The following is a 12,527-nucleotide window of genomic DNA, read 5'->3' as shown; positions in this document are numbered from 1 at the left end:
AGGCGGTCCTCACTTGCATCATCTTGATGCTCGGAGGGCGGCCTCTTTTTTTTATAGCTGCTAGTAGTTAAGACTAGGATATCGGCTCATAGGCTCGATACCTATGCAGTCAATGACTGTTTTAACGCGTGAGAAATGGGGTAATAAATAGTTTTGGTTGGTTGAATGTCCTCCGATTTCCAGTATAATTAGTTTTTATATAGATTGAACTAAAGTTTTACAATGATCCTTCTATATATAACGGCCTAATACAGGCCCTATAACATTCATTTCTTTAGTTCATTCTATATAGCTGTGCCGCTTATAAGCTTCGGGGACGAATGATTGGCGCTACCGCGCGGTTTGTCCATCGGGGCGGGACTTGCGGCAAGGCGGTAATTATATTAGAAATAAGGGGATCTTTAGTTGAATAGAAGAACAGCGAAGCATATACTGGATGAACTCGTGGAACGCTCCGGAAGTACGGTCTCTGTCACAATGAGGTCCCGGTTTCCCGGAGGGCGTAACGTTGGCGGTAAATACAGCTTGGACTCTCATTCAATCACGATGTATCTGAGCGAGATCCGGAAGCAGGCTGCAGATATTTTCGGCTCACAGGAGCTTGAAGAGGACGTACTTAGAATTGTGTTCGCTCATGAACTGGGCCATGCAGAGGACCCGCTGCTAGTGGAATTGAGCGACCGTTTATATGCCAGCGAGCAGGAACAGGAGCGCAAGAGAATTGCCTTGCGTATTGAAGAGAATGCCTGGGACTACGCGCGTGCTCTTATACCTGAGGTTGATCCGGGCATGGTAGAGACGATGATCTATTTCTCCCTGAGGGCCTATCGCGAGTCCATCGCTGAGGAAATTGCTTAAAGTTACGGATGTTGTCACCAAATATATACTAAAGGGACTTGGATGATCCAAGTCCCTTTTCTGTGATTCCTTAATCAATCTTGATATCACCTGAGCTTGTGCGGATCTTGATGACATCCTTGGTCTGCTGCGGGGCTTCAGGGGCAGACACATCGCCAGACTTTGCCTTCAAGTCATAGAAGCCTCGAAATTCAGGGTCCTCAGAGATCTTGGCATCGCCTGATCCCACGGTAATATCCAGGTTGTTAGAACGCTGGTCTTCAATTCGCAGGTTCCCTGAGGATAGCTTGAAGGTTCCGTCACCCTTCCATTCTTCAACGGTGACATCGCCAGACTTATTCGATACCGTCATTGTTCCTTGCATTTGCTCGGCTCGAATATTGCCGGAACGGCCTTCAATGATCGTATCGCTACTGTAGTCTTCGAATGAAATATTACCTGACACCGTCGCAACATGCAGGCTGCTCCCGGTGTGCTGGCTGCCCCTTATAGAGCCCGAGTGGGTAGACAGCTTCAGGTCATCCACCCTGGAATTCGTCAGCTTGATATTGCCGGAGTCTGCTGAGATTTCCCCCTGTCTCGCTTCCACTGCGCTAAAGGTGCCGTTGCTGGAATTCAGCACGGCCTTGAATTGCTCCAGCGCGGCCGGATCGGATAAGGACACCTTCATATGCTGGGTTTGATTCTGAAAAGAGATGTTAAAGAGTCGGCTCATTCTCTCCTTCAATTCCAGATTCAAAGTGTGATCTTGCAGCTGAATAGACTTCAAACGATCAATGCTCTTCTGATCCATGTTTCCCGAAATTTCTACCACATTCGTATTGGAAGTCCCAGGAGCGAACTCTACGTCCAGGCTATAATCGGAATCAATCAGCAGATTCTTGAGTTCCTGGTTATCGAATTCCCATCGCTGCGTATAGGCGGGATAGTCATCCCCGAATTTGAAGCCCTCCACCGCCATCCCGGCTCCGCCCAGAACAATTAGCAATAACGCGACAAAAGTCCACTTTTTTATCATTTTGCCTGATTTCCTTTCGCGAGACGGAATGTCCATCTCCAGTAATTAATGGTTGTGACGGTCATTGCTCTGAGGAGGTGCTTGGAAGCAATAATGAGCAGAATGCCAATCCCAATCATGGATACGGAAGCATATAACTTTGCCATAGTGAATGAATCGCTCAACACATAATCCAAGCCAACGAGCACCGGGCTCATAATTCCAGCTGCGCCTCCGATTACAATAGATGCTCCTAACGTCCAGAAGGCAAACAGCAGTGGAACGGAAATGATATGGATAAAAAACAGGCTGATATAGATGCCGGTGGAAGCCCAGACTCCGCGCTTGCGGGGGGCCCCAGCAGTCTCTGCGCTGCCGGGTGCTTGCTCCGGTTCGCCGTTGTAATACCAGTACACTGGATTTGGAGCCACGTATCTGTCCCCAAGCGCTTCCTTGGCCAGCTCCGCGGGGTTGCCCAGCTCGGTTACGACTTCTTCTTCCGATTTACCGCTGGCTAAGGCAAAAGCGAAATGGGCTTCATAATCTTCCATCAGTTCAGCCAGCTCCTCAGGCGGCAGAACTGCCAAATGGGATTCCAAAATGGCCAGAAATTCGTTCTTTGTCATAAATCGGTCCCTCTCTCAATTAATCTGGACACGCCGTCCGTGAACTTTCTCCACTCTATGACCAGCAGCTTCATATGACTCTTCCCGCTGGGGGTGATTCGGTAATACTTGCGTGGCGGTCCGCCTGTCGATTCTTGAAGATAGGTGGTGCAATAGCCCTCGTTCACTAGCCGACGCAGCAGTGGATAGAGGGCGCCTTCCGCTATTTCAATGTGCTCGGATACCGATTGGGCCAGCTCGTAGCCGTAGCGGTCCTGCTGATAAATTAGCACCAGCACGCAGAGCTCCAGCGCGCCCTTCTTGAATTGGATGCTGATATCCAAGGGTCATCCCTCTTTTTTATTATATTGGTTAATACGGTACTGAATATTAATCAGTATTGTTGAACACATAATAACATGCACTATTGAACAATGCAAGGTAGTGTTGCCCAGCTTTTTCCTCCCATGCCCCAAAAAAAGACCGATTTGCCCTCAAGGCAAACCGGTCTGGTTGTGTCCTTTTATTTCATTTGGCTTCCGCTTCGGGGTTCAGCGTCTTTAGAGGTTTTGTTGCAGGCCCTTCCATAACTTCTCCTGTATAGCTGAAGCGTGAACCATGGCAAGGGCAGTCCCAGGATCGTTCTCCTGCATTCCATTCAAGCTCACAGCCCATATGGGTGCAGGTTGTATCTACCAGATGGACTTTTCCGGTCTTGTCCTTGTAGGCTCCGGCTCTTTTTCCGTTATGGCGGACTACCGCTCCTTCGTCCGGACGGACCTCATCCAGCTTGGTATGAACCATTTCGATCTTGCCCGCAACCAGGTCTTTGGCGACTTGGGCATTCTGGACCACAAGGTTCTTAACGCCTGGATCAGCCTTGAAGCGCTGAGGGGTGAACAGCTCTGCATAGCGGTTGTCCCGCTTCATAATGCGGTCCCTTAGCATTAGAGCGGATAGGGTTCCCGAAGTCATGCCCCATTTGGCAAAGCCGGTGGCGATCAGTACGTTAGGCTTGTCCTTGGTTACCTGTCCGATATAAGGGACTTTGTCGATGGTAACCAGATCCTGAGCAGACCACCGGAACGGAATCTGTTTGGCGCCAAAGACCGAAGCTCCGAATTGCTCCAACGCCTCATAATGCTTGATGGTGCATTCACTCTTGCCCGTCTTATGGCCTTCTCCGCCGATGAGCAGCAGCTCTTTGCCCTCCCACTGAGCTGAGCGGATCGAGCGGGTAGGCTGGCCGCAATTGATGTACATGCCTCCGGCATAGGTGGTTTCCGGTTCGATGGCTACAATGTAGGAACGATCTGCATGGAGGCGTGCGAAATACATGGCTCCACCATCGTAGAACGGATAATGCGAGGCTGATACGGCATAGCTGCATTTGATGGTGTGCTTCCCCTGCTCGGTCTTGAGCACCAGGCGGCCGCTTTCCTCCTCCACTTGCTCGCCGAACGTCGTGTTCTCATAGACCGTGCCTCCATGCTTGGTGAAATACTCGAGCAGGGACTGCAAATAATGCAGCGGATGGAATTGAGCCTGTTCCCGCAAGCGGATTGCGCCCTGCACGATGATGGGAAGAGCGATAGAGTTCAGCCAATCTCCAGGAAGCCCAAGCTTCTCATAGGCCGTCCACTCCTTCTGAAGCTGCTTCAGATCTTCTTCTGTGTCTGCATACAGGTAGGCATCTTCTTCTTTAAAACCGCAGTCGATCTGATGCTCCTTCACAGTCTGGCGGATAAAGCTGAGCGCTTCGGTATTAGCATCATAATAGAGGCGTGCGTTCTTCTCGCCAAAATGTTGAATGAGCTCGTCATAGATCATGCCGTGCTGGGCGGTGATTTTGGCGGTGGTATGCCCGGTTGTTCCGTTCAGAATACGGCCTGCATCCACCAGCACAACCTTTAGCCCTTCCTTAATCAATAGGTAAGCGGTCGTGATACCGGTAATACCGGCCCCAATAACGGCCACGTCGGCTTCTATATGGCCGCTCAGGCTGGGGAACTCAGGAAGCTTCGTTGTTTCTCGCCATAAGGATTCTGGAAACTGCGGCAGCTCACTAGTGTCAGGAATACGGCTTTCGGTCATTTATGTTACCTCCTGCAAAGTAGTAATGGTTCGTACCGGTTCTACTGTTCAATTATTACCACTTTGAAATGAATAGAAACTAAAACTATGAAATCCAAGTGACCTATAAGTCTGCGCATAAAACATATAGGGTTCTGCAAATAATGGAAGCATGATTTTAAGCAGGAAGGGGGCATTGGACTATGAGCCGTAACCGGACCCCGATTCGCGGAGGCAGGAGGCTGGGCAGGCGGAGTAGAGGGCAGCAGACCGAACAGCCGGCAGCTCCTGCGCCTCCATCCGGAGATTTGCAGCAAATGCTGGATCGCATTCGCAGCGAGTCCGGTGACAGCCCGGACATCATTATTCGCCGCCTGAATATCGGCAAGCAAGGGAATAAGGAAGTAGCAATCATTTATCTCGATGGGTTAGTGGATAATCAGCAGGTGAATGAGAATGTCGCGGGCGCTCTGCTGAAGCTTGCAAGCAATCCCGTGAATCCCGAGCAGGGCGGAAGCTGGGTTGACATGATCATTCACCAAGTCGTTCAGACAGGCGGCGCTTTTGCAGAGGACAAATGGCAAGAGATCATTTTGTCCATCCTCTCAGGGAATACCGCTATTCTGGTCGAGGGAAGTACGCAGGCCGTTATCTGTATCACACAGGGCGGAGCATGGAGGTCCGTATCCGAGCCCACCTCGCAGCTGGTAGTGCGCGGGCCGAAGGACTGCTTTATTGAATCCATCTCGACGAACATCTCTTTGATCCGCAGACGGATCAAATCGTCCAAGCTGCACCTGGAGACCCTTCGGATCGGTGAACTGTCCCATACGCAGATTGGCCTAATGTATATGGAAGGTGTAGCAGATAAAGATCTGATTGCGGAGGTTAAGGAGCGTCTTCACTCGATTAAAACCAACGGGGTCTTAGAGTCCGCCTATATCGAGGAGTTTATTGAGGACAAAGTCTTTACGCCTTTTCCTACGATCTTTAATACAGAACGCCCCGATGTGGCGGCGAGCAATCTGATGGAAGGCCGGGTTGTTCTCCTTGTGGAGGGCACTCCATTTGTGCTCATCCTTCCGACCGTGCTGGCCCAGTTCTTTCAATCAGCAGAGGATTACAGCCAGCGGTTTGATATCAGCATATTGATGAGGTTTGTAAGATACCTTAGCTTTCTGGTGCTCCTGCTTGGCCCTTCCATTTATATTGCGTTGACCACCTTTCATTATCAAATGCTGCCGACCCAGCTGCTGATCAGCCTGGTGGCCCAGCGAGAAGGGGTGCCCTTCCCCGCATTTGTGGAGGCTGTCCTGATGGAGGTTGCCTTTGAAATCCTACGGGAGGCGGGCGTCCGTATGCCAAGGGCTGTGGGACAGACCGTATCCATTGTCGGCGCACTCATCCTGGGACAGGCGGTCGTAGAAGCCGGCATTATTACGCCGGTGATGGTCATCGTGGTGGCGTTAACAGGGATCGCAAGCTTTGCGATTCCAGCCTACAATCTGGCCATTGCCGGACGCCTGATTCGCTTTTCCTTTATGGTGCTTGCGGCAATGTTCGGGCTATACGGCATCACGCTCGGGATGATTGTCTTGGTTGCGCACATGGCTAGCCTCCGCTCCTTCGGAGTGCCTTATCTTGCTCCGCTAACTCCGTTTATGCTTCGGGATAATAAGGACACACTGCTGCGCTTTCCCATGCCGTTCATGAATAAGCGCACTCAAGTCATCAGTGGGGATGAGCGTGATTTGAACAATAAGGAGATTAAGAAGAGCGATTCTTCGGATCCGTCTCCTAAAAAAGGAAGTTAGGGCATGACAAAAATTCGATTCATGACGCTAATTGTAATCTTTATGGTTGGCGGGGTGATATTGACCGGATGCTGGGACAGTATAGAGCTGAACCGCAGATCGATCATAGCGGGGCTGGGCATTGACCTTGATCCGCAGGATGATCGGCGGGTCCTGGCCTCCCTGCAAGTTATTATTCCGAGTGAAATCTCGGGCAAATACAGCCGGGGGAGCGCACCTGTCGTGCTGTTTACAGGAAAAGGCGAGAATCTGGATGAAGCTATCCGGGAAGTTTCCCGGAAGGTGCCGCGTATTCCGTCCCTTGCTCATATCCGGACCATTGTCATCTCTGAGGAGCTTGCGAGAAAAGGAATTAGGGATTTGATGGACTACCTGGACCGGGATCCGGAAATTCGGATGAACTCGAGGGTGTTTATCGCCCATGAACAGCGGGCAGAAGAGGTGATGGGTCTGCTGACTGCTGTCGGCAAGATCCCTGCTAACGATTTGTTTGAGAAGTCGGACACAACCTCATTACTGTATGGGACGAATTATAGAATCGAAATCGATGACCTGATCCGCGCTCTGCAGCGGAAAGGAGGGGGGCCGCTGATCAATGGTGTGAAAGTGACCGGGAAGATTGAGGAGGCCCCGCTCAAGTCCAATACCGAAACCAGCAGACCTGAGGCCTTTGTAGAGCTGACCAACTTGGCTTTATTCAAAGAGGACAAGCTGGTGAACTGGCTGGACCGGGATGAGAGTAAAGGCGCTGTCTGGCTTGCGGACAAAATGAGTAGGACAGTTGTCGTTGGCTCCTGTGAAGGAGAATATGGAAAGCTTAGCTTGTCTGTGGAGAAATCCAAGACGAAGATCAAGATGATGAACAGCGATCCGGAGCATCCGCACTTTAAGGTGCAGGTTCGACTGCAGGCCGTGGTGAACGAAGCTGACTGTCGTATCGACCTGCGAACCTCTAAATCGTTGCCCCCGCTTGAACGCATGTTGTCCAAACAAGTCGAAGGCTTTATGAAGAGGGCTGTACAGGTCGCCCAGCTCAGCCGAAGCGATGCTTTTGGCTTTGGAGAGACATTTAACCGGGCCCATCCCAGCGCTTGGAAGAAGGTGAAGGATCACTGGGAGGATGTGTTCCCGACAATTCGGGTGGAATATGAGGTTAAGGCATTAATCAAAAATTTGGGGATGAGGGACAGATCCATTCAGTGGCGAATGGAACAAGGAGGTGGAGCTTAAGGTCCACCTGCCCCCGGAAAGGAAGGGTAGTCATGGAGAAGATCAGAATCAGTTCGCTGCAGTTTTTCGCGCTGATGGTTCAATTTCTGCTGGGAACAGCACTGGTGGTAAACCTCGGTATCCAGGCAGGGAAGGATGCCTGGCTATCGATCCTCCTTGGTATGCTCGGCGGGGTCATGATGTTCGCGGTGTATGCGTACCTCTTCAAGGTATTTCCCGATGTGCTGCCGACCACCTACTCGCGCAAAATGTTCGGCAAAGTGATCGGTACTCTGATGGCCCTGCTGTATTGTGTATTCTTCGTATATAATGCGGCAAGAGACCTGCGCGATGGGGGAGCTCTGATCACGATATCTTCGCTGCCCAGCACCCCGATTTTTATTGTGAATACACTAATGATTCTGGCCATCGCCTATACGCTGCATAAAGGGATTGAAGTGCTGGCACGAACGGCTTTCGTTTTTATGAATGTCATTTTGCTGATCGGTATGTTCAGTACAGCTTTGCTCCTGTTCTCTGATGTCATTGAGATTAACCGGGTGCTGCCTCTCCTTGAAAAAGGCATCAAGCCTGTCCTGATGGCTGTGGTGCGGCAGAACTACGGCTTTCCCTTTGGAGAAATCGTATGTTTTGCCATGCTGCTGCCTTACTTGCGTTCTCCGTCCAAAGGAATTAAGGCTGGGTACGGCGGCATCATTTTCAGCGGCTTGATCCTGAGCTACACGATGTTCATGAATATAGCTGTGATGGGGGACGATATCGTGGACCGCTCTTTTTTTCCGCTGCTTACCACGATTGGCAAAGGGTCGATTTCGGACTTTATTCAGCGTGCGGATGTTCTGGTAGTTATGGTGCTGATCATCGGTGATTTCTTTAAGGTGGCCGTATATTTCTATACAGCCGTACTGGGGATCTCCGATGTATTCGGGATCGCCTATCGTAAGCTCGTTTACCCGATGGCGCTGGCGGTGCTTCTGCTCTCAATTATGGTGGCAAAAGGGATTACACAGCATTTGGAGGAGGGAGGGAAATACATTTACAGGGTCTCCCCCTTATTCTTTGTGGTCCTTCCGATCGTGCTGGCTATTGGCGCATGGGTTTACAAAAGGACGCACTCAGGAAGAGCGTGACCCGGACTGTGATCTATGCTTCGCGATGGCTCTAAGCACATCCGGTACAATAAGCCCTGCAAAAAGTATAAATAATACAATCCAGTCTGGAAAACTGAATAAATAACTAATAATACTGAGAAAAGGGATGTCCTTGACACCGGTGATGATGTCCATCAGCCAGGCTAACCCGCAGGCGGAGATGAAGACGACGACGGTCAGCACATACTTTTTAAACACAGCAGGGTTCACGCTCCTTGTTTTTTAATGGATGTTCATTCAAGCACGCGTTCTCTATGTTCGCTAGTATGAATGATGGCATAGAGGTTCATTCTTTATCAGGGAAGGAATAAACAGGAATTGACGCGGTAACGAAATAGATTTATACTTATTCTAAAATCAAATTAAAGGATGAGTATACGTGAAGGGATTAAATTTAACAACTCAACGCAAAGCCGTATACGACATTGTTCGAAATGCTGATGATCACCCAACGGCTGCGGAAGTGATGAACCGTTTGGTAGAACAGGGATATAATTTTGCCTATGGCACCGTATATAATTCACTGCGTTATTTGACGGAGAAGGAAATGATCCGGGAGCTGAAGCTTGGGGAATCAGCCAGTCGTTATGATGCTAAGATGGATGACCACCAGCATATCTTATGCGAGGTATGCGGCCGGGTAGATGAGGTTATGACTATCGTTCCAGCAGATTGGAGTGAAGCTGTAGCGAAGGAAACCGGCTATGATGTACATCATGCCCATGTCGTATTTGGAGGGGTGTGTCCGCAATGTCGACAGAAGAAGTAAGGCTACAAGATCGGATGAATATGAGGATGAACTTGCAGTTTCCTGTGCAGGAATCAATTGAAATGGTCGCATGCCCGGTGACCCAACGGGTGATCATTATAAGCCCGTTCCCCAGAGGGATTCACGAAGTCGTGCGGGACCTGTCGGATGGATGCTTCGATGTTCTGGTGTTCCACCATTTGGAACAGGGACTTCGCAATGCCCTATCCGCTGATCTGCTCATCTTCGATCTAACCTCCTACCGGGAGGAAGAAGGGGCGGCCATGCTTCATTCCCTTCAGCACCAGGAGACCGGAGGCATTCCTTCCCTGCTGCTGGTCAAGGAAAGCCTCTTCGGCCTCATTGATACAGCTCAGATTCAGCAGGAGCTGCTCGTCTGGCCGGCGCGGCCGCAGGAGATTGTATACCATGCCCAGCGCATTATTCGCAGCGGGGCCGGTAATCGGGCAGCCTCTTCCCGCTTAGAGGCGGGAACCTCCCCTGCGATCTACAAGGATCTGTGGATCGACAAGAAGAAGATGTCTGTATTTCGCAGTGGTGTGAAGATTGAGCTTACGAAGACAGAGTATGACTTGCTGGTGAAGCTGCTGGATAGTGAAGGCGCCGTTCTCTCTAGAGAGAGTCTGCTGGAAGAGGTGTGGGGAACCACCTTTATGGGAGGCAGCAATGTGGTGGATGTACATGTGAAGAGCCTTCGCAAGAAGCTGGGGGATCGGGCGTCAGACCCCGTATATATCGCGACCGTTCGTGGTGTGGGATACCGGCTTGCCGACTAATATCATAGAATGGCTCATTAGCTATAACCGTCGTTCCACCCGGAAGGCGGTTTTTTTGTTGTATCTGGGTCTGTAAAGAAAAATTCTACATAGGTTTTCCTATGCTGGAACATTATACCTGATATAGAAATAGACGAAAGATAGCTCCGAATTCGCCCCAAGTATGGACCGGGGGATGATTTACAACTCACTCCAGCTCGTATAAGCTAAATAGAAAACGAACGAGCGAAAGGAGGTCTGAGGGTGGCTAGACGGCTGGAAGGCAAAAGAGTGGCCTTAACGGGTACGCGGCGCTGGCAGGAGCTTGCGAAGCTCGTTGAGAATATGGGAGGGATTCCCCTTCTTCGCCCCGCTCAAGGCACGGTAATGGTCGATGATGATGCGCTGCGGGATGGAATTGAGGATTGGCTGGCCCAATCTCCGGATTGGGCTGTGTTTACGACTGGGATGGGGCTAAAGCGCGCTGTTTCAGAAGGCGGAGGAGATGAACAGGCTCCCTACTTTGGAGCACTCGATCCGGCATACCCGCATTGCAGCAAGGGGATACAAGACGGTAAATGCCCTTAAGGACTGTGGACTTAAGCCGCTTGTCCGAGACGATGATGGCAGTACGGAAGGTCTGATTCGTGCCTTTGCGGGATATGATTTAAAAGACTGCCATATGATCATTCAGCTGCATGGGGAACCTGCGCCAAGGCTTACAGGGTGGCTTACCGAGCAGGGGGCGCGTTATAAGGAGCTGCTGCCTTATCGCCATGTTGCTCCTCCAGAGGAGGATATTGAGCGATTGCTCAGCGATATGCTCTTGGGCCACCTTGATGCCGTGACTTTTACCAGCAGTTCGCAGGTACGTTTCCTGCTTGAATATGCAGAGTTGAGCGGCCGGAAGCAGGAACTCGTAGACGCCCTTAGCGGGCCTGTTCTGGCTGTGGCTGTCGGCAAAGTGACGGCACAGGGGCTGCGGGAAGCCGGTCTGCAGCGAGTCATTGCTCCTGCTGAGGAGCGCATGGGCAGTATGTTGGTGGAATTAGCTCGTTATTACGCCTCACAGCGAGACTAAAAGGGCCATGAGATAAGGTGTGCTGATAGGGTAAGACTCTCACAGCTGACCTAAGGAATAGGAGGAGTACAGATGATGATACGTAAGAAGGCACTGCTGGTCGGTAATTATACACATCCTAAATTTCATCCCTTGCAGGGAGTTGACAGGGAAATTACACATACCCTGCAGGACCATTTTAGTGTGCAGTGTACAGAGAATCAGCAGATGCTGGAGCCGGGGAATATTACAGGCTACGATCTGTGCATTTCATATATTGAGAACTGGAGCGATAAGCTGTCCCTTAGAGAGACCTCTGGTTTACTGTCTTTTGTAAGCCAGGGAGGGGGGCTGTTGGTGCTGCATCAGGGCATTGGGATTCAGGACCGCTATGAGGTGGCCCAATTGATGGGTGCGAAGTTTACAGGACATCCGAGCCGACGGCAGCTGTCTTTAAGAGTATCCGCTCCGGAGCATGATATTCTGCAAGGGATAGAGCCGTTTGAGATCGATGAGGAGCCTTACCGCTTTGAATTTGATCCCTTCACGGAGAAGACGATCCTGATGGAATACGAGGAAGAAGGGGAGCTGCATCCTGCAGCATGGGCGCATGCTTACGGCCTTGGCCGGATTGTGTATTTGATGCCGGGCCATGATGAAGGCTCCTTTAAGCATCCGGAGTACCGCAAGCTTGTGCTGCAGGCTGCCAAATGGGCCGGCCATTATCCGGGGTAGACTTTTGCTAAGGCTGTATGACTGCTTTGTTATTTTGCGCTTCTCTATAGAATGAACTAAAGAATTGAATGTTATAGGGCGCCGTATTAGGCCGTTATATATCGAAAGTTCATGTAAAGCTTTGGTTCAATCTATATCAATAAACCGAAGGAAGGATGTTTGTGATGAGTGATTTGTTGAAGAAAGCCGTCTCTTTGGGCTTAGGCCTGACGATTGTCAGTAAAGAGAAAGTGGAGAAGATCGTCGATGATCTCGTCAAGCGCGGAGAGCTTGCTCCCGCGGAGTCCAAGGAGCTCATAAACCGACTGGTTGAACGCGGAGAAGAGGAACAGATCCGCCTGAAAGAGCTTGTCTCCGAGCAGGTAAAGCGTGCCCTTCAGGATTTGGGGAGCGCAAGCAGTCAGGAGCTGGAGTCGCTGCACAAGCGGGTGGCGGAGCTTGAGCTTAAGGTTGCCGAGCTTGAGCGAAGCAAGTCTTAAG

At 50.7% G+C, this 12,527-nt stretch carries 13 protein-coding genes and 1 pseudogene; 9 read left to right on the top strand and 5 right to left on the bottom strand.

Annotated elements, in window-relative coordinates; genetic code table 11:
• Nucleotides 1–405: 405 nt before the first annotated feature.
• Nucleotides 406–858 (top strand): hypothetical protein, encoded by a 453-nt coding sequence (locus tag DCC85_RS20640; protein ID WP_108467250.1) that lies wholly within the window; start codon nucleotides 406–408, stop codon nucleotides 856–858.
• Between the two features lie 70 nt (nucleotides 859–928).
• On the opposite strand, the gene DCC85_RS20635 is transcribed toward DCC85_RS20640, so the two are convergent.
• The 4 genes from DCC85_RS20635 to DCC85_RS20620 form a co-directional block, all read right to left on the bottom strand.
• Nucleotides 929–1,876 (bottom strand): DUF4097 family beta strand repeat-containing protein, encoded by a 948-nt coding sequence (locus DCC85_RS20635; protein ID WP_159081934.1) that lies wholly within the window; start codon nucleotides 1,874–1,876, stop codon nucleotides 929–931.
• Nucleotides 1,873–2,481, bottom strand: a complete 609-nt coding sequence (locus tag DCC85_RS20630) for a DUF1700 domain-containing protein (protein WP_108467248.1) — start codon at nucleotides 2,479–2,481, stop codon at nucleotides 1,873–1,875. The genes DCC85_RS20635 and DCC85_RS20630 overlap by 4 nt, the downstream gene beginning before the upstream one ends.
• A complete protein-coding gene (locus DCC85_RS20625) occupies nucleotides 2,478–2,804 on the bottom strand; it encodes a PadR family transcriptional regulator (RefSeq protein ID WP_108467247.1) in 327 nt (108 codons plus the stop codon). The genes DCC85_RS20630 and DCC85_RS20625 overlap by 4 nt, the downstream gene beginning before the upstream one ends.
• A gap of 184 nt (nucleotides 2,805–2,988) precedes the next feature.
• Nucleotides 2,989–4,554: an FAD-dependent oxidoreductase gene (locus DCC85_RS20620; protein WP_108467246.1), complete on the bottom strand. Its 1,566-nt coding sequence runs from the start codon at nucleotides 4,552–4,554 to the stop codon at nucleotides 2,989–2,991.
• A 182-nt stretch (nucleotides 4,555–4,736) separates the two neighbouring features.
• On the opposite strand from DCC85_RS20620, the gene DCC85_RS20615 reads away from it, so the two are divergent.
• The 3 genes from DCC85_RS20615 to DCC85_RS20605 are packed head-to-tail and all read left to right on the top strand — an operon-like array spanning nucleotide 4,737 to nucleotide 8,707.
• Complete coding sequence (locus DCC85_RS20615; protein WP_108467245.1) at nucleotides 4,737–6,347, top strand: spore germination protein; 1,611 nt, start codon at nucleotides 4,737–4,739, stop codon at nucleotides 6,345–6,347.
• A 3-nt stretch (nucleotides 6,348–6,350) separates the two neighbouring features.
• Entirely contained in the window at nucleotides 6,351–7,577 is a 1,227-nt protein-coding gene (locus tag DCC85_RS20610) for a Ger(x)C family spore germination protein (protein WP_108467244.1), read from the top strand.
• 32 nt (nucleotides 7,578–7,609) lie between these two features.
• A complete protein-coding gene (locus DCC85_RS20605; protein ID WP_108467243.1) occupies nucleotides 7,610–8,707 on the top strand; it encodes a GerAB/ArcD/ProY family transporter in 1,098 nt (365 codons plus the stop codon).
• Here the strand turns inward: DCC85_RS20605 and DCC85_RS20600 are convergent.
• On the bottom strand, nucleotides 8,693–8,926 hold the full coding sequence (locus DCC85_RS20600) for a hypothetical protein (RefSeq protein ID WP_108467242.1): 234 nt from the start codon (nucleotides 8,924–8,926) through the stop codon (nucleotides 8,693–8,695). The genes DCC85_RS20605 and DCC85_RS20600 overlap by 15 nt on opposite strands.
• A gap of 181 nt (nucleotides 8,927–9,107) precedes the next feature.
• On the opposite strand from DCC85_RS20600, the gene DCC85_RS20595 reads away from it, so the two are divergent.
• From DCC85_RS20595 to DCC85_RS20575, 5 genes and pseudogenes are all read left to right on the top strand, one after another.
• Nucleotides 9,108–9,497 (top strand): Fur family transcriptional regulator, encoded by a 390-nt coding sequence (locus DCC85_RS20595; RefSeq protein ID WP_108467241.1) that lies wholly within the window; start codon nucleotides 9,108–9,110, stop codon nucleotides 9,495–9,497.
• 44 nt (nucleotides 9,498–9,541) lie between these two features.
• Nucleotides 9,542–10,273 carry a winged helix-turn-helix transcriptional regulator gene (locus tag DCC85_RS20590; protein ID WP_234414250.1) on the top strand — a complete coding sequence of 244 codons (732 nt, stop codon included), beginning with the start codon at nucleotides 9,542–9,544 and terminating at the stop codon, nucleotides 10,271–10,273.
• Nucleotides 10,274–10,516: 243 nt separating this feature from the next.
• Nucleotides 10,517–11,333: pseudogene (locus DCC85_RS20585) on the top strand (uroporphyrinogen-III synthase).
• 75 nt (nucleotides 11,334–11,408) lie between these two features.
• Complete coding sequence (locus DCC85_RS20580; protein WP_108467987.1) at nucleotides 11,409–12,047, top strand: ThuA domain-containing protein; 639 nt, start codon at nucleotides 11,409–11,411, stop codon at nucleotides 12,045–12,047.
• A 164-nt stretch (nucleotides 12,048–12,211) separates the two neighbouring features.
• Complete coding sequence (locus DCC85_RS20575; protein WP_108467239.1) at nucleotides 12,212–12,526, top strand: phasin family protein; 315 nt, start codon at nucleotides 12,212–12,214, stop codon at nucleotides 12,524–12,526.
• The last annotated feature ends 1 nt before the right edge of the window (nucleotide 12,527 follow it).

Source organism: Paenibacillus sp. CAA11 (assembly GCF_003060825.1).
Taxonomy (GTDB): Bacteria; Bacillota; Bacilli; order Paenibacillales; family Paenibacillaceae; genus Fontibacillus.
The sequence above is the reverse complement of the archived record's forward strand: the minus strand, read 5'-3'. Positions and strand labels throughout refer to the sequence as shown.

Bases quoted from the DNA above. Each gene is read 5' to 3' on its own strand.
- DCC85_RS20635 (WP_159081934.1), bottom strand. From the start codon at position 1,876: ATGATAAAAAAGTGGACTTTTGTCGCGTTATTGCTAATTGTTCTGGGC.
- DCC85_RS20630 (WP_108467248.1), bottom strand. From the start codon at position 2,481: ATGACAAAGAACGAATTTCTGGCCATTTTGGAATCCCATTTGGCAGTT.
- DCC85_RS20620 (WP_108467246.1), bottom strand. From the start codon at position 4,554: ATGACCGAAAGCCGTATTCCTGACACTAGTGAGCTGCCGCAGTTTCCA.
- DCC85_RS20615 (WP_108467245.1), top strand. From the start codon at position 4,737: ATGAGCCGTAACCGGACCCCGATTCGCGGAGGCAGGAGGCTGGGCAGG.
- DCC85_RS20610 (WP_108467244.1), top strand. From the start codon at position 6,351: ATGACAAAAATTCGATTCATGACGCTAATTGTAATCTTTATGGTTGGC.
- DCC85_RS20605 (WP_108467243.1), top strand. From the start codon at position 7,610: ATGGAGAAGATCAGAATCAGTTCGCTGCAGTTTTTCGCGCTGATGGTT.
- DCC85_RS20580 (WP_108467987.1), top strand. From the start codon at position 11,409: ATGATACGTAAGAAGGCACTGCTGGTCGGTAATTATACACATCCTAAA.
- DCC85_RS20575 (WP_108467239.1), top strand. From the start codon at position 12,212: ATGAGTGATTTGTTGAAGAAAGCCGTCTCTTTGGGCTTAGGCCTGACG.